Source organism: Lentilactobacillus kisonensis DSM 19906 = JCM 15041 (genome assembly GCF_001434135.1).
In the GTDB taxonomy this organism is placed as follows: Bacteria; Bacillota; Bacilli; order Lactobacillales; family Lactobacillaceae; genus Lentilactobacillus; species Lentilactobacillus kisonensis.
In genome coordinates this window covers 1-22,270 of sequence record NZ_AZEB01000034.1, presented here as the reverse complement: position 1 = coordinate 22,270, position 22,270 = coordinate 1, and the positions used below count along the sequence as shown (strand labels likewise).

18 protein-coding genes and 1 tRNA gene are annotated in these 22,270 nt (G+C 41.2%); 5 read left to right on the top strand and 14 right to left on the bottom strand.

Features of this window, described 5'->3' with window-relative positions:
* Nucleotides 1-144: 144 nt before the first annotated feature.
* On the bottom strand, nucleotides 145-525 hold the full coding sequence (locus FC98_RS12160; RefSeq protein ID WP_008855583.1) for a CvfD/Ygs/GSP13 family RNA-binding post-transcriptional regulator: 381 nt from the start codon (nucleotides 523-525) through the stop codon (nucleotides 145-147).
* 156 nt (nucleotides 526-681) lie between these two features.
* On the opposite strand from FC98_RS12160, the gene FC98_RS12155 reads away from it, so the two are divergent.
* Both FC98_RS12155 and FC98_RS12150 read left to right on the top strand, forming a co-directional pair.
* Nucleotides 682-1,329 carry a VTT domain-containing protein gene (locus FC98_RS12155; RefSeq protein WP_056949640.1) on the top strand — a complete coding sequence of 216 codons (648 nt, stop codon included), beginning with the start codon at nucleotides 682-684 and terminating at the stop codon, nucleotides 1,327-1,329.
* Nucleotides 1,330-1,374: 45 nt separating this feature from the next.
* Nucleotides 1,375-1,462, top strand: a tRNA-Ser gene (locus tag FC98_RS12150).
* Between the two features lie 569 nt (nucleotides 1,463-2,031).
* Here the strand turns inward: FC98_RS12150 and FC98_RS12145 are convergent.
* Genes FC98_RS12145 through rnz form a run of 4 tightly spaced genes read right to left on the bottom strand, consistent with a single transcriptional unit; the run spans nucleotide 2,032 to nucleotide 6,282 of the window.
* A complete protein-coding gene (locus tag FC98_RS12145; RefSeq protein WP_040470757.1) occupies nucleotides 2,032-2,550 on the bottom strand; it encodes an adenine phosphoribosyltransferase in 519 nt (172 codons plus the stop codon).
* A 17-nt stretch (nucleotides 2,551-2,567) separates the two neighbouring features.
* A complete protein-coding gene (recJ, locus tag FC98_RS12140) occupies nucleotides 2,568-4,895 on the bottom strand; it encodes a single-stranded-DNA-specific exonuclease RecJ (RefSeq protein WP_008855580.1) in 2,328 nt (775 codons plus the stop codon).
* Nucleotides 4,896-4,909: 14 nt separating this feature from the next.
* Entirely contained in the window at nucleotides 4,910-5,320 is a 411-nt protein-coding gene (locus tag FC98_RS12135; RefSeq protein WP_008855579.1) for a lipopolysaccharide assembly protein LapA domain-containing protein, read from the bottom strand.
* Between the two features lie 23 nt (nucleotides 5,321-5,343).
* Nucleotides 5,344-6,282: a ribonuclease Z gene (gene rnz / locus FC98_RS12130; RefSeq protein WP_008855578.1), complete on the bottom strand. Its 939-nt coding sequence runs from the start codon at nucleotides 6,280-6,282 to the stop codon at nucleotides 5,344-5,346.
* 336 nt (nucleotides 6,283-6,618) lie between these two features.
* Here rnz and FC98_RS12125 point away from each other — a divergent pair, with 336 nt between their 5' ends.
* Nucleotides 6,619-6,906: a hypothetical protein gene (locus FC98_RS12125; protein WP_040470755.1), complete on the top strand. Its 288-nt coding sequence runs from the start codon at nucleotides 6,619-6,621 to the stop codon at nucleotides 6,904-6,906.
* 11 nt (nucleotides 6,907-6,917) lie between these two features.
* Complete coding sequence (locus FC98_RS12120) at nucleotides 6,918-7,670, top strand: hypothetical protein (protein ID WP_056949639.1); 753 nt, start codon at nucleotides 6,918-6,920, stop codon at nucleotides 7,668-7,670.
* Between the two features lie 152 nt (nucleotides 7,671-7,822).
* Here the strand turns inward: FC98_RS12120 and FC98_RS12115 are convergent, their stop codons facing one another.
* The 5 genes from FC98_RS12115 to FC98_RS12095 form a co-directional block, all read right to left on the bottom strand.
* On the bottom strand, nucleotides 7,823-9,757 hold the full coding sequence (locus FC98_RS12115) for an acyltransferase family protein (protein WP_054655876.1): 1,935 nt from the start codon (nucleotides 9,755-9,757) through the stop codon (nucleotides 7,823-7,825).
* Nucleotides 9,758-9,788: 31 nt separating this feature from the next.
* Nucleotides 9,789-11,093: a GTPase ObgE gene (gene obgE, locus FC98_RS12110; protein ID WP_054655878.1), complete on the bottom strand. Its 1,305-nt coding sequence runs from the start codon at nucleotides 11,091-11,093 to the stop codon at nucleotides 9,789-9,791.
* A 124-nt stretch (nucleotides 11,094-11,217) separates the two neighbouring features.
* On the bottom strand, nucleotides 11,218-13,050 hold the full coding sequence (uvrC, locus tag FC98_RS12105) for an excinuclease ABC subunit UvrC (protein WP_056949638.1): 1,833 nt from the start codon (nucleotides 13,048-13,050) through the stop codon (nucleotides 11,218-11,220).
* A 403-nt stretch (nucleotides 13,051-13,453) separates the two neighbouring features.
* Nucleotides 13,454-14,203: an amino acid ABC transporter ATP-binding protein gene (locus FC98_RS12100; RefSeq protein ID WP_008855570.1), complete on the bottom strand. Its 750-nt coding sequence runs from the start codon at nucleotides 14,201-14,203 to the stop codon at nucleotides 13,454-13,456.
* Nucleotides 14,193-15,662, bottom strand: a complete 1,470-nt coding sequence (locus FC98_RS12095) for an ABC transporter substrate-binding protein/permease (protein WP_056949637.1) — start codon at nucleotides 15,660-15,662, stop codon at nucleotides 14,193-14,195. The genes FC98_RS12100 and FC98_RS12095 overlap by 11 nt, the downstream gene beginning before the upstream one ends.
* Before the next feature lie 490 nt (nucleotides 15,663-16,152).
* Between FC98_RS12095 and FC98_RS15000 the strand changes: the two genes are divergently transcribed.
* Complete coding sequence (locus FC98_RS15000) at nucleotides 16,153-16,311, top strand: SPJ_0845 family protein (RefSeq protein ID WP_169788694.1); 159 nt, start codon at nucleotides 16,153-16,155, stop codon at nucleotides 16,309-16,311.
* Nucleotides 16,312-16,409: 98 nt separating this feature from the next.
* Here the strand turns inward: FC98_RS15000 and FC98_RS12085 are convergent, their stop codons facing one another.
* The 4 genes from FC98_RS12085 to FC98_RS14880 form a co-directional block, all read right to left on the bottom strand.
* On the bottom strand, nucleotides 16,410-17,360 hold the full coding sequence (locus tag FC98_RS12085; protein ID WP_056949636.1) for an NAD-dependent epimerase/dehydratase family protein: 951 nt from the start codon (nucleotides 17,358-17,360) through the stop codon (nucleotides 16,410-16,412).
* A gap of 8 nt (nucleotides 17,361-17,368) precedes the next feature.
* Nucleotides 17,369-18,874 (bottom strand): accessory Sec system glycosyltransferase Asp1, encoded by a 1,506-nt coding sequence (asp1, locus tag FC98_RS12080; protein ID WP_040470753.1) that lies wholly within the window; start codon nucleotides 18,872-18,874, stop codon nucleotides 17,369-17,371.
* 3 nt (nucleotides 18,875-18,877) lie between these two features.
* The gene (locus tag FC98_RS12075) at nucleotides 18,878-20,434 is read right to left on the bottom strand and encodes a glycosyltransferase (protein WP_054655884.1); all 1,557 of its coding nucleotides are present in this window, start codon (nucleotides 20,432-20,434) and stop codon (nucleotides 18,878-18,880) included.
* A 190-nt stretch (nucleotides 20,435-20,624) separates the two neighbouring features.
* Nucleotides 20,625-22,270 (bottom strand): DUF5776 domain-containing protein (locus tag FC98_RS14880; RefSeq protein ID WP_235803630.1); only part of this gene is annotated, 1,646 nt, incomplete at its 5' end.

The following is a 22,270-nucleotide window of genomic DNA, read 5'->3' as shown; positions in this document are numbered from 1 at the left end:
TATCGCTTTTGACAACTATTTAATATTATCAGACTTTCAATCTTAAATCAAGTTATTTTTTAATACTTTTTATATCTCGACTTGATTGAACATTTGACAACGGATAATAGTTTACCAAGATATAAAGAGACGGTCAAGTACTTTTTACTCAAAATTTTTAATTGCTTCCTCTAACCAACTTTGGCGATACTTAGCAACAGTAGTAAAGCCTAAATCAATACGATAATTAGTCCAGTAATAGATATGCTTCAATCGCTGCGGATTAGTTCTGCTCAGGACAGTTTCATCAATTTTTTTGCTCCTAGTCGATAAAGATATCTTTTTAGTGTATTCATCAATATCAATAATTAAAGCCTCAACCGTTTGTCCAGCCTTGAATAGCTTGTTGATATCATCCACATATCCAGATTGGCATTCAGAGATATGAATTAACCCCTGATTATGGTCACCGACATCAACAAATACGCCATATGCTTGGACACCAGTAACAACACCATGCACTTTCATGCCAATTTTTAGATCCATAAAGCCCACCACCCATCACATTTCTGAATAATATTGTAACCCGGAACCCTAATTGTCACAACAAAAGTTGCTTTTTAGTAAAGTTAGATGACAACATTAGCTGAATATAGATATATCTGATAGAATCAAAATAATAATTTTGGAAGGAATGATTTTTTGAGTACATTAATCGACTTTATTCTCCATATTGACGATCACTTGGTGAATATCGTTAACACTTTTGGAAATTCTGCTTATTTAATACTATTTGCCATCATCTTCATTGAAACCGGAGCAGTCATTCTCCCCTTTCTCCCTGGAGATTCACTTCTGTTTGCAGCTGCCGCACTTGCCGCAAACGCAACCTATAATTTGAATGTCGGCATCTTCATCGTCTTATTCCTAGTTGCTTCAATTGCTGGTGATTCACTCAACTTTTTCTTTGGGAGTAAATTTGGCGAGCTAATCCCACGGCACAGAATTCTTGGGAAATTTATAAAGGAGAAGGATCTTAACAAAGCCAGAGAATTCTTCGAAAAATATGGTGCCATGGCAATCTTTCTTGGCAGATTCATGCCAATCATCCGTACACTAATCCCATTCGTTTCAGCAACTAGTAACTTCCCATATCAAAGATTTGCGAAATACAATATTCCCGCATGTATTGTCTGGGTCGCTATCTGTTGCGGTGCTGGTTACTACTTCGGTAACATCCCCGTCGTTCAAGATAATTTTTCAATGGTCATCATTGGAATCGTCGTTATCTCGCTCATTCCGGCCGTTATTGGCTATATTAAAACAAAATTTGCGCCAAGCAAGGAATGAACAATTTACAAGTTGCCAGACAATTGATATAATTGTCTTTGTTCTGGTGAGTTGGCAGAGTGGTAATGCACCGGACTCGAAATCCGGCGAACCGGCTAATACCGGCGCGCAGGTTCAAATCCTGTACTCACCTTATGTAGTAAAACAAAAAATGTAGAAGTGCTGTATACCTTATGGTTACAGTACTTTTATTTTGAAAACAGATTAAAATCCACTAAAAACAAATAAACCGAGAATGGCTTGAGAAAGGTCAGTAACATTTATAATAGACAGTCATTTTCTACATATACAGAACATTAATTTTCTGCCCTTGTTTAAGTCCAGCTCCAATTAGAATGAATGTATAATGCGGCTTAACTGGCAAAGTTCATTATCAAACGCCACTCAAACATTTTGCATTATCTTGACGTGAATTTTACTATTTCCCACTAAAGTTAGAATCTTCAAACAGACCTGACTGTTCAGGAATATAGACAATCCAACCGCGCTTCCCTCGAATATTCGAACAATTGTTCATTAAATCCATACTTTTTTACAAACAAAGTCATCCTACAAAACAAAAATCCCCATTTGATTGACTAGATCAAATGAGCGGTGCGTTATCAGTGCAATCCTCTATTGGATAGTAGGCAATCCCAATTAGCTTTAATTAAAGCAAAAACCGCCATCCCAGCATTCAGCTGACACGACGGCTTAAATCATTTAATACGTTAGTAGTGTAAAGAAGTCATAATTTTTAACTTTTTCACGGCCCTTTAAATCTGACAATTCAATCAGAAATGCCGTTCCAACAACAATGCCACCTAATTGTTCAACTAAGCGAATTGTTGCGTCGATGGTTCCCCCGGTAGCCAATAAATCATCAGTTACCAGTACTCGTTGGCCAGGTTTAATCGCATTTGTTCGAAGATACAGTGAAGCTTTCCCATATTCTAGTCCATAGGTTGCTTCAATGGTCTCCCCAGGCAATTTATTCTTCTTTCTAGCCGGCGAAAAGCCCACCCCTAATTTGTAAGCAACCGGGCAACCAACAATAAAGCCACGGGCTTCGGGGCCAACAATCATTTCAACGTTACGTTCCCTTGCAAACTCAACAATTTTATCAGTAGCCGCACGATACACCTCACCATTTTCAAGTAATGGTGAGATATCTCTAAATAAGATGCCTGGTTCCGGAAAGTCTGGATATGATGCAATATATTTTGAAAAATCGATCGACATAGTATTTCTTCCTTTCATCAGCTGTCCAAACAATCTTTGATAAAATCAACCAGTTCATGCGTACCAGTGACTAAGAGTTGTTTTTCAGTCTTCAGCTGTTCCTGGCGAAGTCGATAGCTAGGAGCAGACTTTAAATCATGAGGCGCATAATGCGGATTCATGTTAACAACCCTGTCATTTACCGTAATAAAATCCAGTTCAAGAAATACCTGGATCATAAAAATGATTGTTCGAGCAGCAATATGCAAGTGCTCAGATACGCGCTTCAACTGAGTCGCAATATTAATATTGGGGTTCTCTTTTACGAACCTAAATAGTTTAGCATAAGAATTCCGATCTGGCATCCCTATTTTAGAAACTAACTGTTTTTTGTACAAATAAAGAACCGTTATCTTGGGATGGCAACTTTTAAGAACCTTGGTCAAATCATCAATAACGTCCGGACAATCAACCACAAATAGTCGTTCATCGTGGGTATCATTATTAATTAAGTCGCTATACATTACTGCTTTAGCGTCACCTTTAAAATACCCTCTGAGTTGAGTATACATGCTTTCATGGAAAAAAACATAAGTGCCGTCGTCCGTGAACATTTGCTCGTGCAAAACTCGCGTACGTTCGTCAATCACCGGGTCAGCAGCTTGTTTTAAATCATCAACCATCAACTGAAGGGTGGTCCGATTATTCCAAGTATTCTCGCCAATTTCACCAACGATTTTCAAACGGTTACTGCCTGGCTTAATCTGAGTTGCCAAATTTCCCTTACCAAAAGCAACCGCAGTTAACTGTGTATTTTCTTGACTAAGAACAACCTTTAGATGGTCTGACCCCTTACCCATCGTTTTAACGTTTTGAACTTGGTCATAATTAACCTCAAAAACTGGTTTAGCATTATCCTGACCAAACGGTGCCAAAGCCTTCAATTTATCCATAAATTCAGGCGTAATTTGTTTAACCGCAATCTGACCAGCAATCGGAAGTGTCGGCTTAATGGACAAGTCAAGGTGCTGTTTACCAGCAGCCTTTTCAAGTTGGTCGCGCAGTTTCTGAATCACGTTCTTATTGACAGTCAAGCCAACAGCAGAATGGTGCCCCCCAAAAGCAACCAATTGGTCACGAATGGGGTCAATCGCCGCAAACAAATCAAAATTAGGGACACTTCGCCCCGACCCTTTAGCTTCATCAGTGCCATCTTGTGTGGTCAACACTAAAGTTGGCCGTTGATATTTTTCAACTAATCGACTCGCAACAATTCCAAGAACTCCTTGGTGCCAATTGTCGCCAACAACGACTAAGGTCGACAGATTCTCACTTGTTGAAGCCGTAACCTGATCGACAGCCTGTTTATAAAATTGATCAACCAATGATTTACGTAACTCATTTTGATGATTGGCAAATTTTGCTAATTCTTCAGCGCGATCTTCATCAAACGTGGACAATAACTCGACACCAACATTAGCATCCTTCATTCTTCCAAGCGAGTTTAACCTGGGGGCAACGGCAAAGCCAATATCTTGTTCATCAAACCGGTCTAATTGAATGCCAGCTTCCTTAATTAAGGCTAACAAGCCAGGACGCTGACTATTCATAATTGCTTGAATGCCAAACTTAACAATGGCCCGGTTTTCATCAGTTAAAGAAACAATATCGGCAACCGTTCCAATTGAAGCAATATCAATTAAATCCGTTGGTAATTCATCAAGCAAAGCGGTCGCAATTTTTAAAGCCACCCCGGCCCCACATAGATCACCAAAGGGATAAGTATGTCCATCCGCATCCTTTACCCGGGGATGAATAATGGCATAAGCATCAGGCAAAACTTCGGGTAATGAATGGTGATCAGATACAACCACGTCACAATTTAATTGATTGGCCGCCGCAATTGCCTCGTTGCCAGCAACCCCGTTATCGACTGTAATAATTAACGTCGTCCCATTAGCAATGATTTTTTGATAGGCAGCAACGTTGGGACCATACCCCTCTGTAAATCGATTGGGAATATAGTAATCGACGGTTGCGCCCAGATCAATTAACACTTCATACATAATCGTTGTACTAGTAATACCATCAGCATCATAATCACCGTAAACAGTGATGTGTTCACCCTTTTCAACTGCTTGTTGGATCCGGTCAACACCCTTCTTCATATCATGCATCAAATAAGGGTCATGAAAGTTTTCAGTCGATGGCTTTAAAAACGTTTCAGCTTTAGCTGGTGAATCGATTCCACGTTGTACTAGAATTCTTGCAACAAATTCATCAATTCCGACACTCTTAGCCAATTCCGTGACGGTGTCCTGATTACTTATTTGATTAAGTTGCCAATCATATTTTGATTCAATCATTAAAACACGCTACCTTACTTTTGTGACAATTCGTCTGACAGTTTTTTAATTTCAGCTTCTAAATTGGTGATTTGTTGATCCTTAGTCCCAATTTCTTGTTTACCATAAGAATTCTTTAGCCGGGTTTCCAAAGACTTTAAATTCGTCTGTAACGTTTCAATCTGTTTGACCAGTTCGTCTTGTTTTTGCTGGCTTTGGGATTCTAATTCACGAAATTGACGATTCTTTTTAACGTTTAAAATTGAGGAAAGCAGGAAGATAATGAGCGCACCCACTAGTAAAGAAAACAAAATTAGTAAAACGAGGGGAATACGGACGGACGTAAAGCCAAAATTAACGTCTACTGATTCAAAATTAATCAACGCAAACAATGCAATAATGATAATTAAAATAATGCTCACAATGGTTGTGATTTGTTTCTTCATTGCCCATTCCTCCAATAGTATTGTTAATCCTTTTTAAAGGGAATATCGACAATATCGAAATCTTTAACGACCTTAGTAGCTGGAAAAATTGTTTGCGCCTGTTTTTCCAACTCATGAGCCATCTTGCCGGTATAGCGTGCTGAAATATGGTTTAACAGTAACGTTTTAGCGTTTGCCCGCTTAGCAATCTGGGCAGCTTGAGTATTGGTTGAGTGGTAGTAGTTCTTGGCAAGCTTATTCTCACCCTTACCAAACGTACTCTCGTGAACCAATGCATTCGCATTTTTAGCGAGCCTAACCGCATTTTCTGTTTTTCGAGTGTCACCAATAATCGTTACAATCCGCCCTGGTTGAGCCCGGCCAATCATTTTTTGACCATCAATGACTCGACCGTCGGCAAGCTTAACGGTCTCACCCCGCTTAAGCTGCCCATAAACCGGACCAGACGGAATTCCAAGCTCAGCCAATTTATCAACCATCAATTCACCTGGATGGTCATGTTCAACGACCCGATAACCAAAACTGGTAATCCGATGATCTAGTGGGGCGGCGTATACGGAAAATTTACTATCCTCAAAAATTAATCCGTTTGTATTCTTCGGTAATTCATGAAAGGTGATCCGATACGCGAGCCGGCTTTCTGAAATTCGCAAGCTAACGCTCACATATTCTTTGATTCCCTTAGGCCCGTATATATCCAACGGCCCGTCACCACCCTGAAAAGAACGGCTGCTTAATAAGCCAGGCAGGCCGAAAATATGGTCGCCATGCAAATGAGTGATAAATATCTTATCAATTTTTCTGGGACGGATTGTTGACCGCAAAATTTGGTGCTGGGTTCCTTCTCCAACGTCAAATAGCCACACTGAATTAATTTCATCCAGAAGTCTGAGGGCTAAACTTGAAACATTACGAAACTTACCTGGAGAACCTGCTCCAGTTCCTAAAAATTCAATTTGCATTATTATCGTTTCCTTAACTTTAAAATCGGTTTATCCGAAGCTAACACACAAATCCAACGATGGGCATCATTAAAATGGTTATCCTTATTATAAGCGTCTCTCAAGTAATAACAGGCTAAAAATAACGCCCCAAAGATTGCAAGTACCACCTTCATCAACACGCTTTAATCAACGTTAAAATGACTATTCAGTCTTACCAAATCAGTTGAAATCAGCGACTTTAGCTGATTGTAGTCAACAAACAGCAATCATCCTTATTCATCGTTATCTTCGAAAATCACTTTTCAATTGTATCATAAAACGAGTAAAATACTAATGAGGAAGGAGGAACAGAAGATGAACTTAGATGAATTTTATCGCGCCAGTAGTCATTTGGATCCTAAATTGACGCTCCTAGTGGCAAAGGCTCATCATTATGTTCCAATTAACCAACTCACAATTGACAAAACTTCCCTGTTGTTGGATACAAATTCCCAATCTCACTCACAATTTGCTACAATAACATTAGACCAATTCATGACAAGGACCAGCCAATTATCACCCCAAGTCGATTTGAGAACGGCAAATAACCATCAATTGATATTTGGGTTTAGAATTGTTAATAAATCAATAGTGTTCTATTAGAGGGATTGAATATGAAAAAACGTCGATTAATCATTATTTTATGTGCATTTATTGCCGTTGGTGTTGCGGGCTGCGGTAACCAAAAAAATCAATCAAAGGAGAAGGCTGAACTAAGCGCTAACATGCAAAATAGTAGTTCAGCCTCATCATCTACATCACAAAAAAACCACGCTGCTAAGCGTTTAGGAGATTATCAGTACAAAGTACCTAAGAAAGTTGCTGATGATAAAGATTACGTTAAGGATGGCAATTTGACTACTCCCAAGCAGTTTAGCTATGACCGCTTTGGTACCGAACAACGACTTGCCAACGTTGCAACGAGTAATTTCAACCTATCGTCAGATAATGTCAGCTATAAAATTGATAAGGTACGGGTATTAAAAAATACCGCTAAAACGCCTGAGGCAAAGACAGCTGCTGAGCAAGTGTTGAATATCAATCACATTCCAGACATCTATTATACCTTTGTCCTTAATTATACCGTCACTAATAACCATCATTTCCAGATTGCTTTAAATGGCGTTCAAGCGGTCAAAACAGATACTGGCCAAACGCTGACAACCGCAGATCAACTTTCTGACTCTTCAGCTGGCAATAAAATTCCCGCCAACGAGTCAGCCACGTTTGTCATGAATGGCTATCTTTACGATTATCAGTCAAAACCAACTAAGAAGCTATCAATTAATTTTGGCTCGATTTATACTACCAACGGGAAGAAAGTATCATCAGGGCCTAGTCGACTGTTAAGCGTCAATTTGAATTAAGGCTAACCCAGTTCGATCAAGTCGAGCTACAATTGAATCACACTTAGCATGGCAATTCTACTAGCAATCAAAAAACAATCTAAGGCTAATTCGGTTAAAAGCTGATATATATTACCAGTTTCTAACTGAATTAGTCTTGGATTGTTTTTAATTTATTTAATTTTTAAATGCTTACTCATCTGCTTAGCAACTAACTGCGTATAGTGAACATTTCCTTGAGGGTTAGGATGAACGTTATCACCCCAGAACCAACTCGTACGGTTAGCACTATAGCCATGCCAGTCAATCACATAAAAATTAGGATACTTCTTTGAAGCTCCCTGAATGGTATGGTTAACTTCAGTCTCCCAATTACGCGTTGGAACGTGGCAATTCACCCAAAAAATCTTATGATGTTTCCCGACCGCATTTACAACCGAGTCAATTTGAGCTGGCGTCATCGGCGAATTAGTACCTAAGTTCACCAACACGTTAGGGGCTAACTCCCCCTTCTTCTTCAGGGATTTCAGAACATCACCAGCCTGCCAAATTTGACGGCCCACTGCGGCAGAAACGTATGCTTGATGGAAAACGGTTTGAAGATCCTTACTGTTATCGGCAAGAATTGAATCACCAATAGCCGTTAGCGGCTGCTGATGAACGGTTAAAAATTCTCGCTTAGTCAACCCATACTTCTTAGCAATTACATATTGTTTATGGGTCAGCTTCTTATTGAGAAGTTTCTTCATTCGTCTCTTATTATCAGCAACTTTTTGAGCTTGTTTTTGCTTTGCTAATGCCTTTTTATTTTGAACACTGGCGCTAGTTTGGTTCTGCAAAATATTTTCCTGCAAAACATTCTTAGCATCCTTGGTTGGCGCAATTGCACTACCATAGGTAGAAATTCCGATTAATAAAACAACTGGAATCACCCAAAGTCTTTTGAGTCCATACACAGAATCCTTCTGGAAAAACTCATAAATCGACCTGCCTAAATTACGGTAACGGTAGTGCCGCAGCGGTGCTTCAATGTATCGATATGATAATTCGCTGATTATCATAATCAGGATAATCTCAATTGTTGCGTGCATTAATGGATGATTAGCAATATCCTTAATCCGCATCTCATAAAAAATCATCACTGGAAATTGATACAGATAAATGCCATAACTCCTGGTACCGATCCAAGAAAACACGGGATTGGTCAGCCAGCGGTTAATATCTGATCCAGGATGTGCACAGGCTGCAATGAGCGCAGTCGATGCCAGTGCCATGATAAACATCCCACCACGATAGGTAAACGTGTTCTGTCCAGCCAGTTCAAAGTACATGTAAACCATCGCGATGAACGCAACAATTCCAATAATATTAAGCGTCCATCGCGACCGAGCAGTCACCTTTTCCCGCAGGTGGGTTGACGGCCAAACAACGGCCAGCAAGGCGCCAAAAATGATCGTGAACATCCGCGTATCGGTGCCGTAATAAACTCGGTTCAAGGTGTTAGGACCCGTATACAGAACCCCCATCAAAATGGCTGAGACCGCTGCTAACGCGAATAACAAATAAGCAATTGTTCGCCGCTTACGGATAATTAATACCAATGCAATTAAAATTAAAGGCCAAATTAAATAATACTGGCCTTCAATAGAAAGTGACCATAAGTGGGTAAATGGTGATTCACCATTGAACCGGTCAAAGTAGCTCTGCCCATGCCCAACTTCCCACCAATTATACAGATACAGCAGATTAGTCGTAATAATTGACCGTAAATTAGTTAATAACGAGCGTTGAAAAAGTGTTATGTATGTGCCGGTTCCCACCAGCATAAATACAAGTGCAGGATATAAGCGTTTTAAGCGTCTCGCATAAAACCCCCAAAAATCAATCCGGCCATTTTGTTCCCATTCTTGAAGAAGCAGGTCAGTAATTAAATACCCGGAGACAACAAAAAAGATCGGCACCCCCAGATAACCTCCCTGAAGCTTGTATGGCAAGAGATGGTAAATGATAACCCCAACAACGGCTAAAGCCCGAATGCCATCAAATCCAGAAATATAGCGGCTGTTTTTAAGTCTTTTTCCCTTTTTTTGTACGTGTGCTTGTTGCATCGAAATCTTCCCTGTCTTATCTTTAATTGCCTTATTCTACATAAGTAAACGAAAAGTCTAGAATTGTAACTGTATCGCCGTCCTTGGCGCCCGCTTTTCTAAGAGCGTCATCAATCCCCATGCCATGCATCTGCCGAGCAAATCGCAGCATACTTTGATCATGAGCGGTATCTGTCATCTTAAAGAGCTTTTCAATCTTATCACCACTAATAACCCATGATTCATATTCCTTATCATACGAAATGTTAAAGTCATTGGCTTGATCTAGCTGATAATCATATTCTTTAGTGGTATTTTCAGGTTGTTGCATATCAGCAACATCAGTTTGATCCAATAAATCAGCCGTTTTTCTAATTAAGTCAGTTAATCCCACATGCGTAACGGAAGAGATCGGTAGGATTTCTGGCACTTTTTGGTTACCAGTCGCATCCGCCTCAAGGCTTTGTTTGAAAGTTGTTAAATTGTCTTGAGAATCAGGTAAATCCATCTTGGTTGCCACGATAATCTGCGGTCGTTCTAAAATTTTGGGGTCATACTGAGAGAGTTCCTTATTAATTGCTAAAAAGTCTTCGTAAGGATCCCGCCCCTCCATTCCTGACATATCAACCAAATGTAAGATAACCCGGGTACGCTCAACATGTCTTAAGAATTGGAATCCAAGGCCAACCCCCTTAGAGGCGCCTTCCACCAATCCCGGCAAATCAGCAACGGCAAAATCACGGCCATCGTCAAGCCGAACCATCCCTAAATTAGGAACCAACGTTGTAAAGTGGTAACCAGCAATTTTGGGCTTAGCAGACGTAATAACCGAAAGTAAGGTTGATTTACCAGCTGATGGGAATCCAACCAACCCAACGTCAGCAAGGACCCGTAACTCAAGCTGCAGCGAAACTTCCTCACCAGGTTCACCATTCTCAGCAATTTCTGGGGCGGGATTCGTTGGACTGGCAAAATGAATGTTGCCCCGACCACCGCGGCCGGCTTTGGCAACGACCAATTCCTGATCAGGCTTAGTCAAATCACCGATCACCTGACCAGTTTCCGTATTCGTAACCGTTGTCCCCTCTGGCACCGGAATGACCAGGTCATCCGCACTACGACCGGTCATAGACTTGTTAGCGCCTCCGCCACCATTTTTGGCTTTAAATTTCCGATGATACCGAAAATCCATTAAGGTGTTCATTCCAGAATCCACCTTAAAAATAACGTTACCGCCGCGGCCACCATCGCCGCCGGCTGGGCCACCATTTGGCACGTACTTTTCACGCCGAAATGCGACCATGCCATTGCCACCATTTCCAGCCTTAACATCAATTTTTACTTGATCAACAAACATGTTTTCACCATTTCATTTAACCCTTACAATTTCGAATTTCCATTTAGATACTTATGCAGTATACCGACTTTAGCCCCTTAGGTCAAAGGTTTCCGAAAAATTGATAACTTAATTAACTATTTGATCAGTGAGTCAGCTTTTTATCCTGATAATTGGTAACCTTCCGCTCTTCTTCAATCTTACTCAACGAAAACTTAATGGTTTGCGCCGTGGTTTCCGATATGCCAAGTGCCCGAATGTCATCAATCGTTGCTGCGGAGATCTTTTTTAGTGATCCAAACTTTCGTAGTAACTTATTTCTAGTTTTAGGGCCAACCCCAGCAATCGCATCTAGCCTAGAACTCAGAGAATTCTTTGTATGCACTTTTCGATGATACGTAATTGCAAACCGGTGCACTTCATCTTGAATTCGTTGCAGTAAGTAAAAGCCCTGGCTCTTTGGATCTAATCGAAGTGGCGTGTCGGCATTTCCGAACAGCAAGTCAGCCGTTTGGTGGTGCTCGTTTTTAACCATCCCACCAACTGGGATATTTAAATTAAGCTCATTAACCAGAACATCCTTAACGGCGTTCATTTGAATTGTTCCGCCATCCATCAAAATTAAATCTGGCATTTCAGCATGTTCTTTGAGCAGCCTTGTATACCGCCGCCTAATAACTTCTTTCGTACTGGCAGCTTCGTCAGCATGGTCAACCGTTTTTAGTTTATACTTTCGATACAAATTCTTGTTTGGCTGGCCGTCAACAAAAACAACCATCGCTGAAACGAGGTCTGCTCCTTGAATATGCGAATGATCAAATGCCTCTATCTTGTGACCTGGCGCAATTCCCATGGCATCAGTCAATTCCTTCATTGCGCCAGTTGTTTTACTTTCATCAAGCTCTAACAAGCGGAACTTCTCTTCTAAGACAAGTTGCGCATTCTTACCCGCCATTTCTAGCAAGTCACGCTTTTGTCCCCGTTGCGGGGTCCTAACAGGTACATCTTCAACCACGTGACTAATCACATCAACCGGCAACGACTTGGGAACTAAAATTTCCTTTGGTAAAATCTGGTTCTTTTGTTTATAAAATTGTGAAATAAAGCTAACCATTTCTTCTTCTGGATCATCAATAATTGGAAATAACCGTTTTTCCCGCTTCATTAACCTAGATTGGCGAATAAAGAAGACCTGGATCGAAAGCCATCCCTTATCCATATAGTAATTAAAAATATCTCGAGGCGTATTATCGTTTGAAATGATTTTTTGCTTTTCGACAGTAATCTCAATGTATTTAATTAAGTCCCGAATTTCCGCTGCCCGTTCATATTCCATGTTAGCAGCTGCTTTTTGCATTCTCGCTGTCAATAGTTGCTTCGCATGCGCGACGTTTCCGTTCAAGAATGACTTGATCCGCTTGATTTGACGCGCATACTCTTCTTCTGGTACCACTTTAAAACAGGCACCAAGGCACTGGCCCATATGATAGTATAGGCACGGCCGATTCTGAAAACCGTTACACCTACGTAATGGATAAACCTTTTGAAGAAAATTAACCGTCTCCTCGGCGGCATAAACGTTCGGGTAGGGACCAAAATAATACCCGCCATCTTTTAACAGCGAGTTAACAATTTTGATTTGCGGATCACGTTCATTCGTAATCTTGATATAGGGATAGCCATTATTTCCCTGCTTTAATTTAATATTAAAATATGGCCGGTGCTTTTGGATGAGCGTAATTTCGAGTAAAAAAGCTTCTTTATCGCTTGAAACGATAATATATTCGAAATCAGCAATTTCCGATACCAACCGGGCCGTTTTGCCTTCGTGGCTGCTCTTAAAATATGAACGGACCCGGTTCTTGAGGTTCTTAGCTTTGCCGACATAAATAATCTTTCCGTTGATGTCCTTCATAAGGTAACACCCCGGCAAATCAGGTAATAACGACAATTTATGTTCCAGATACTCACTTGCCACAAAGCTCACCCCTTTCAAAATATTCACCCTAAAATTATAACTCGAATATATGTTCTGTTCAACGAAATGGGCCTTTTTATCTAAGATAGTTGTATGTGGCAATAATCCTCATTGCAGTTACTTGATACTGGGCCGCGTTCTAAAGTTAGTCATCAGTAATGCCCAAATTAAGACCCTCTCAATGGATATGAAAAGCTTCAAATGGCTAGGGCAGCCACTTGAAGCTTTTCACATATCTACCGTTATTAAGCTGCTACACGTTGCACTTTGCAGCAGTGACTCAGTTTGGTAATTATTGCGAGTGTTGGAGCTAGAATCTATGTGTGGGATTCAGTTCTCATAAATCCAAAACCGTATCTTCCCTTAACAAATATTCAGTCACAATTTTGCTTTGTTTCGCTCACTACACATTTTGAATAATCTTTCCGATGAAGTCCTTCGCTCGATCATTCTGTGGATGATCAAACAGATCTTCCGGCTTGCCTTTTTCAAGTATATAGCCGTCCGCCATAAACCACACTTCGTCGGCTACCTCCTTGGCAAATCCCATTTCATGCGTTACCACGACCATCGTCATTCCTTCGTTGGCGAGTTTTTGCATGACTTCCAATACTTCACCGACCATTTCCGGGTCAAGGGCACTGGTTGGTTCATCAAAGAGCATTACCTCTGGGTTCATAGCAAGCGCCCTTGCTATTGCCACTCGTTGTTGCTGCCCACCGGATAAGCTGCTTGGATAAACATGCGCCTTTTCTTGAAGGCCAACCAATCCCAGTAAATGCATCCCCGTTTTCTCAGCTTCTTCATCCGAAACGTGCTTAACCCGCATTGGTGCTAATTTCAGATTTTGAATCACGGTCATATTTGGAAATAGGTTGAAGCTCTGGAATACCATTCCCATTCGTTCCCGCAAGTTTACTAAATGCTTATCGTCAACGCTCGTTAAGTCCGTTCCTTCAAAGTTAACCTCGCCACTCGTCGGCTTCTCCAATAAGTTCAAGCAACGTAAGAAGGTACTTTTGCCGGCACCCGACGGCCCGATAACACAAATCACTTCACCGGACTTAACGGTTCCATCGATGTCTTTTAAAACATCAGTATTACCAAATTTCTTACTTAAATGATTCACTTCAAGAATTGTTTTATCCTGCATGTTTCATCTTCCCTTCGTAATGGTTCAGAAGTCTCGTCAGTGCAAACGTCATGATGAAGTATAAGACCATGGCAACGAAAATCGGAATAACCCCACGATACGTATCGGCCCGCACAATGTTTAACTGGTAAATTAAATCAGTAACCCCAATGATTGACACAATTGAACTTTCCTTAATTAAGGAAATGAATTCGTTCCCAAGCGCTGGCCAAATATTTTTAAATGCTTGTGGTAACACGACAAAACGCATCATATCACCCTTGGACAACCCTAAACTTTCTGCCGCTTCGGTTTGACCCTTAGCAACCGAATTAATCCCCCCACGAATAATTTCAGCAACGTAAGCACCACTATTCAGGGAGACGGCAATCATCCCTGAAATTAACGCTGGAATATTAATCACGACGCCAATCCCAAAGTAAACAAACATTACCTGAACCATCAATGGTGTCCCTCGAATAAATTCGGTATAGCTAATCGCCAACCCTCGGAGCCATTTTTGCTTACTGAAACGCATCAACGCTAAGACAACCCCAATTAAGACCCCAAAGAACGTCGCAACTACGGAAATCAGGATCGTATATTCAACCCCTTTAGCGAAGTACGTCCAGTAATGCCACATTGACGTATTGACGGTATTAACCTTCATATACTTACCAGCACTAGCTAAATATTGATCTGTCAAATGTTGCTTTTGAATCTGGTCAATGCTCTTATTAACGGCGTTGACTAAGCTGCCAGAGCCTTTTTTAAATGCAATTGCCGCGCCAACTTCATTCTTGTCCAAATGATACCCCGAAGAAATCATTTTCAAACTCGGGTCATTTTTGACATAAGCTTCTGCACTGGGCTTCTCAATTCCCAATGCATCAATCTTATGCGTCTTCAACGCTAAAACTAAGTCAGTAGACTTATCCATTCCCTTGACGGTTGAATTTGGAATCTTTTTCTTAGCGAGCCCATATTGTAAAGTACCTGTTTGGGCGCCGATTGTTGCCCCTTTAAGGTTCTTCACGCTCTTATATTTATTAACATCACTTGAATTAATTAGGAAACTTTGACCACCAGAGTAATAAATTTTTGAGAAATCAACACTCTGTCGTCGAGCAGCTGTTGGGTTAATCCCCCCAATAGCCATATCCGCTTTACCAGTCTGAATTGCGACCAGCAATGAGTCAAAATTCATACTTTTGATCACAAGCTTAACGTGGAGATCCTTGGCAACCTTTTTGGCCACGTCAATATCCATTCCAACAATTCGACTCTTACCATTTTTATTCACTTGAAACTCATACGGTGGATAATCCGGACTCGTAACCATGATCAACTCGCCCCGCTGCTTAACCCGCTGTAATGCGTTATCCGCTTCAGAAGCATTACTTGTTTGCCACGCCGTAAAAGTAACCAACGCTAATAGTAGTAACCCAATTTGAATAATTGTCTTGACACTCTTCTTCATTAACTTTCCCTCTCTCGAATTTATAATAACAACTAGATTACACCAATTCTATAATTTATGCAATATATTCCTACAATTAGTTGTTTTTATACATCTGTCATTCATGAAAACGGTTTTTTTGTATATAATTGTCCGTTTCCAATGAAAGGTACTTGTACAGAAGCAACTTTATCAAGCATTCGAACTCTCCCTGGAATTGGTCGTCCACTCATTCATTGAAGTATGGTCATTCGGCTTCTAACCACCTGACTCCGCTCAAAAATCCAAACCTGGGATTTTCTGCTTTTGGCAACATAGTTGAAACGTGCTCCACCAAGCAGAGACTTGCACCTAAGCCTTCTCCACCAAAAATCCAAGCCCAGAATTTCTGGCGGAGAAAACTTAGGTTCCAGTCTCTAACCGCTTGGTTCCGCACTCTAACCAATAAAGATGACATTACCCCTTAATTTTGCTATTATGATGACGTAAACGAGATAAGGAGATGAACCCAATGTCACTTAAGGTCAATCGTCAAAACGACTTGGACGCAATGTTTGGTAAATTTGCTGAAATGGATCCAACAGATAATAAACGTGACAAGTTCTTAGGCCATGATAAAAAGGATAAGGACAAGAAAAGGAAAAATGAAAAACGACCAGATAAGAAGTAAGCTGATCGTTTAAAGATGATGTCTCATGCCCAAGTGGTGTGGGATTTTTTTGTACATAAAAACCGGAAACCATTCTTAAACGTTTCCGGCCGTCAATGCTAATAATTCTGATTAAATTCCCAATATCTACGTAATCCAGTCTCCAAATCAAACTTAGGTTCATATCCTAATTTGCGTAATTTGCAAATATCCGCTTCAGACCGTTGAATATCACCTAAACGGCAGTCAGCAAACTCAATCTTTAAGGTATCCCCAGAAATTTTCTCAAAAATCCGGATGGTTTCTATTAAAGAAGCAGAATGGCCTGTTGCCACGTTGTACACTTGACCATTCGATTCAGGCATATCGGCAATTAATTGCAATGCTAAAATGACATCATCTACATAGACAAAATCTCGTGATTGGGTGCCATCCCCGAATAGCGTAAATATCTGATTGTCTTGCAGCCGCTGTGTGATTAATGACAATACCCCTGAATATGGTGAACTAGGATTTTGCCGCGGTCCATATACGTTAAAGAACCTAGTTGCTGCAGTATTCAGCCCATACAGTTGGCCATAATCGATCACAAACCGCTCGGAAGCAAATTTGTCAATCGCATATGGTGACAACGGTACAATCCGTGATTGTTCGCTCTTGGGTTGTAGTGGATCATCGCCATAAACCGCTGCGGAAGATGTGAATACAACCTTTTTAGGACGTAATTGATTTCTTCTCAGAGTCTCCATAATCCATAAATTGGCATCCTGATTAATTTGGTGAGTCACTTCAGGCCGTTTAATTGTATCAGCAACACTGGCAACAGCAGCCAAAAGATAAATATAGTCAAATTGACGATTAATTAATAATTCGTCCATGAACTTTCGGTCAGTGATCGATTTTTGATAGAAGGTCAGCTGATCAGATTCAGGCAAGTTCGATAATCGCCCCATCGATAAATCATCAACCACGGTCACACTATTGTCTTTTTTAATCAAGTCGCGTACCAAATTTGAGCCAATAAATCCAGCTCCTCCGGTCACCAAAACATTATCAGCCAAACATTTCACGCTTCTCTCTACTTAACAATCGTTTTTTGCCAGTCTTTGGCAACTTCGCCGTTGCTAAATTTCTTAGCAGTCTTTTTGGCATTTTCAGAATATTCGGCCATTCGATCAGAGTCTCGTAGTAAAGCCACAATTCCTTCAGCCATTTCTTTAGTTTCTCCATCTTTGAATAGCAGCCCATTCCAGCCATCCCGGATGATTTCACTTGGCCCATAAGCAATATTAAAAGCAACCAGTGGTAAGCCATAACTAGCAGCTTCCGTCAAAGCCAAGGGTTCAATATCGACTGGAGTTGGTGTGATAAATAGCTTAGAAGCGGAATAAGCATCGGACAAGTCAATCTGATAACCTTTAAATTCAACCACGTCGTCAATTCCTAGATCCTTAGCCTTCTGCTTGGCATCCTTTTCAGCAGGACCATAGCCATAAACCAGAAACTTCATATCACTTTCATGATTATGAATTTCTTTGAAGGTCTCAATCATTCGAATAATGCCTTTATCATTACCCAGCCGCCCAACGAATATGATTTGGTTCTGCTTTTCGGCAGTAGGTTTCTGAACACCGTCGACCGTTGCTGCTGGTAATGTTAATACAGGTGTGGCTACCCCAATTTTTTTCTCGATATGTTCGGCTACATCCTCTTGTTGTTCCTTAGTGGCCACAATAATTCCGCTTAATTTTTCAATATTATTTTTATCAAACGCATACGTATAAATATCATTCAGTTGTCCCAACGCCAGCGAATACTTTTGGTCAGTTTGAATCATCGGCATAAAGATGTACTTACGTGAGCTGCTATCAATATTTAGTACTGGTTTGTAAGTCGTCAATGGGCGATCAGCAATGAAGGTATTTTGTCCTGGTGTCTCACTCTTATCAAGTTCATTCAGGAAAAAGGCATAGAGCTCGTCAATATTGCCAAAGAAATAATCTTGACCCTTGTAATTAACCAACTTGATAAACGTCATGTCAGCTTGGGATGTATCCTCGCCACCATATGATGCTTCGATCACAACGTTACCGTCAACATCCAAATATTCATCACGAATAACTTTGCGATCGGCATCATAATACTTAACAGACGATTTAAATCCGCGCCAGTCCCACATTTCTGCCTTGATGAAGTTTTGATATTTATCAAAATATTCTCGGGTATCAAGTTGACCAAACGTACCACCCATAAAAATGACACGGTTATTCAATAGGTTAGCCCGATAAACCTTACTAATGGAGGAATCAGGATCAATTTCGTAGGTTGGATTAATATGGGCATCCTTAATCAACGCTTTTTTTGTTTCACGATTAACGGCCCCTTGAAAGAAGTCAAACATGTTGACAACGTCATTGGACTGCAAACCAAACTTTTCCATTGTTCGATGCAATTGAGGCGCATATTCACGAGTCACTAATTTTGCAGGGACTCCCATGCTTTTGAACAAACTAAGCCGTTTAAATTCGGCATGTTCAATTCCTGAGTTCATTGGGTATAAATATTCGTTTACAAAGTAATACATCGCTTATTGATCCTCCTTAACTGTTTCAAAGTATTTCTGAGCATCTGCATCCATAATCAGCCATTGCTTCCAGACGTTATCCTCAGAATACTTATGGCGGGATTCATAAGCTTGATCGCTAAATTGTTCACGTAACTGATCATCACTCATCAACCTAATAATTGCATCGGCCATTGCATCGATATTGCCAGGCTTAACGAGTAGGCCATCCTTGCCATCATTAATAATGTCTCGAGGGCCATAATTAATATCGTAGGAAACTAACGGCACACCATGTGATTGCGCCTCAATCAAAGATAGCGGCAACCCCTCAGCGGTACTCGTCAAGATTGAAAGTTGGGCATTGTCGTAAACGGCACTGATATCTTGTGTATACCCCTTGAATGTGACGACCTTCTTTAAATTCAGATCATTAACTGATTTCTTCGCTTGATCACCAGACTTATCATTGGCATAGCCGTAAATATCCAATGATATTCCCGGCACCTTCTTAACAACCTGGGCAATTGCTTTGATGGCATGGTCAATTCGCTTTTCGTGGGAGAGGCGGGCAATCATGACAACCTTACCTTTCTGCCGCTTACTAAATTCCTGCTTGGGTTTGTTCATCAATTCGTCCGGCACAACCCCAACGGGAATCACATACGTTCTCGGTTTGTCTCCAAAACGTCGCTCAACGTTTTTGGCCTGAGTAGCGGTTGGGGCAATCATCCCCTGCCACTTTGTAAAATTATTCATCGCATACTCATAGTTGTAATTCAACCCAGAATGTTGTGTTTCAATCGGATCATTGGTGTGATTACTGTGAAGCTGCATCGTTTTAAATGCCCGTTCATGCATCTGGAGAATTGGCCAAGATAGTTCCAAGCTGGCATCACTTACAAAGATATCATTGATACCCTCCTTCTGATCTCGTTTAACTAGTTCATCCAAGAAAAATTGAACCATATTTTTAAACCCGTCAAATTCCCAGTCATTCCCGTTAAACCCCTGAATCCGATAAAGACTATTATCAATTTCATCGTATTGCTTACCAAAGTGGAAAGTTTCATAAAACATGCGACCCTTATCATTAAAGACCCGTTCAGCACGAACTTTACCTTTATGATCATATAGCTGCTGCAAGGATCGATAACCACGTGGATCCCACCAATCAACCTCGATCACCCGTTTAAGTGAATCATAGTAGGTTACGGCATCAATATTGTTGGGGTTATCAGTTCGCATACTAATTTGCATCATTCGCTGTTTATCATGAAAGACATCGTAATGACCATCTTCAGTCTTTTGAATGTTGAATGCATCTGATAATCCAAGTTCTTTAATCCCAAAATTCTTAGTTGCAACATTTTCAGTACCACCAAAGAAGTCGAACATATTAACGGCATGGTTGTTGTCAACCCCAGCATGTCTCAAGGCCGGCACTACTGAACGATCAAAATTAGTTGTTAAGATTTTGACCGGCATACCATGCTTCTTAAACAGGTCAAACCGTTTCATTTGAGCATGACCAACACCGGATTGCTGCATGGGGACTGTCGTATTAATAAAATAGTACATAAATTCCCCTCCATAAATAAAGTTATGTATAAAAACAGACGAGAACGTTGCCTCGCCTGTTTTTTCGATTTGAATCTATAACTCAAACCGGATATCCAAGTAAACAACTATGTCATACATCATAATTATATCGCTTGAAGTCATCTTCAAACAGTCTAAACTCTGACATTATGCATTTTGCTTACAGGTATTAAATATTTTTAACAAATTTAACATTGGCAGTTACGTACCGACCATTTGTCAATTGGAAACGAGCCTTATTACCGCTCAGAACAATCCCACTAACTTTTAGGACTGTCCCATTTTTGAGAGTTACAGTCCGATTACGCTTCTTAAGGTCTGCTGATTTGTATTGATAAACACCCTTAGCATTCACAACCTTTACAGTTTTCGTTTCAGCATATCTGAAATTCTTATAAGTTTTTCTAAGTTGCTTAACCATTGATGCTTTAGCTGTAACATAACGACCGTTTGTCAACTGGAACCTAGTTATTGAGCCGCTCTTAACGACTCGTTTAACATGAATGACGGCGCCCTTCTTTAGGTAGCGAACCTTCTTGGCATGCTTAAATGTCTTGCCAGTATGCTCATAGATACCCTTCTTAGAAGAAACATATAACGTTCCCTTGGCATCGAGTTTGTAACCTGGTTTGATCGAGATAAACTCGCCAAATGACTTCAGGGCAGTCACGTATGAACCATCACTAAGAATAAATCGAGTTGTCTTACCACTCTTCACGATCTTAACCACATGCAGAACCGAGCCCTTAGCAACATAACCGAGCCTCTTAGCAGTCGCAAACTTCTTTCCGCTGTAACGGTAAAGGCCGTGCTTAGTCAAGACTGATTTAGTCTTAAGGCTAGTGTGATAATCAGTAAGGGTCAAGTAAGCTGTATCAGCATCTTCGGATTTTGTTGCCTCTTCAGAGTTACTTGTATTAGTAGATGCACTCTTAGCAGCTTCGTCCGATGTAGCTGGTATCACATTTCTAGCAGCATCACTTGCCGCCTTTGAGGCAGCAGCCGAAGCAGCTTTACTGGCATCACTGGCTGCTCTGCTGGCATCACTTGCAAAACTATTGGCGTCACTAGCTGCCTCGCTAGCGGCACTCGCAGCTTTGGAAGCATCATTTGCGAATTTACTTGCATCGCTGGCTCGACCTTCATTAGCTGCTTTGCTGGCATCACTAGCCAGCCGACTTGCATCAGAAGCCGCCTCGCTGGCAGCCGAAGCCGCCTTCGAGGCATTGCTGGCGGCTCTACTTGCATCACTGGCTGCTTTGCTAGCTGCACTAGCATCACTGGCTGCATTAACATCATCACTGGCTGCATTCGAAGCGTCACTGGCCGCTTTGCTGGCGATATCTGCATCACTATTAGCCTTTGAGGCATCACTCGCGGCTCTGGAAGCGGCGTCACTAGCGGTGCTGGCGTTATGAGCCGCATCCGAAGCCGCATTCTTGGCGGCCGCATCGTTGGCGGCATCATTAGCGTCTTTAGCACCTGTCGTTGCTGTACCCGCATTAGTCTTCGCATCATTGGCCGCATCACTGGTTGGATCCGCAGCACTTTGGGCATCACTGGCCGCACTGGCGGCAGAATTAGCGGCACTCGTTGCTTGATTAGCATCCGATACAGCTGAAGCGGCGGCTTTTTTAGCATCACTCGCCGCACTGGCGGCTTTATTCGCGTCACTTTGCGCTGCTGGATTCTTCACAGCCGCATCGCTGGCTGCACTCGCATCACTGGCCGCTTTAGAAGCCGCGTCACTGGCAATCTTGGCATCACTAGCCGCAGAGGTGGCTCGGTCAGCCGCTGCTGAAGCAGCTGAATTAG

Bases quoted from the DNA above. Each gene is read 5' to 3' on its own strand.
- FC98_RS12160 (WP_008855583.1), bottom strand. From the start codon at position 525: ATGGATCTAAAAATTGGCATGAAAGTGCATGGTGTTGTTACTGGTGTC.
- FC98_RS12145 (WP_040470757.1), bottom strand. From the start codon at position 2,550: ATGTCGATCGATTTTTCAAAATATATTGCATCATATCCAGACTTTCCG.
- recJ (WP_008855580.1), bottom strand. From the start codon at position 4,895: ATGATTGAATCAAAATATGATTGGCAACTTAATCAAATAAGTAATCAG.
- FC98_RS12135 (WP_008855579.1), bottom strand. From the start codon at position 5,320: ATGAAGAAACAAATCACAACCATTGTGAGCATTATTTTAATTATCATT.
- rnz (WP_008855578.1), bottom strand. From the start codon at position 6,282: ATGCAAATTGAATTTTTAGGAACTGGAGCAGGTTCTCCAGGTAAGTTT.
- FC98_RS12125 (WP_040470755.1), top strand. From the start codon at position 6,619: ATGAACTTAGATGAATTTTATCGCGCCAGTAGTCATTTGGATCCTAAA.
- FC98_RS12120 (WP_056949639.1), top strand. From the start codon at position 6,918: ATGAAAAAACGTCGATTAATCATTATTTTATGTGCATTTATTGCCGTT.
- FC98_RS12115 (WP_054655876.1), bottom strand. From the start codon at position 9,757: ATGCAACAAGCACACGTACAAAAAAAGGGAAAAAGACTTAAAAACAGC.
- obgE (WP_054655878.1), bottom strand. From the start codon at position 11,093: ATGTTTGTTGATCAAGTAAAAATTGATGTTAAGGCTGGAAATGGTGGC.
- FC98_RS12100 (WP_008855570.1), bottom strand. From the start codon at position 14,203: ATGCAGGATAAAACAATTCTTGAAGTGAATCATTTAAGTAAGAAATTT.
- FC98_RS12095 (WP_056949637.1), bottom strand. From the start codon at position 15,662: ATGAAGAAGAGTGTCAAGACAATTATTCAAATTGGGTTACTACTATTA.
- FC98_RS15000 (WP_169788694.1), top strand. From the start codon at position 16,153: ATGTCACTTAAGGTCAATCGTCAAAACGACTTGGACGCAATGTTTGGT.
- asp1 (WP_040470753.1), bottom strand. From the start codon at position 18,874: ATGTATTACTTTGTAAACGAATATTTATACCCAATGAACTCAGGAATT.
- FC98_RS12075 (WP_054655884.1), bottom strand. From the start codon at position 20,434: ATGTACTATTTTATTAATACGACAGTCCCCATGCAGCAATCCGGTGTT.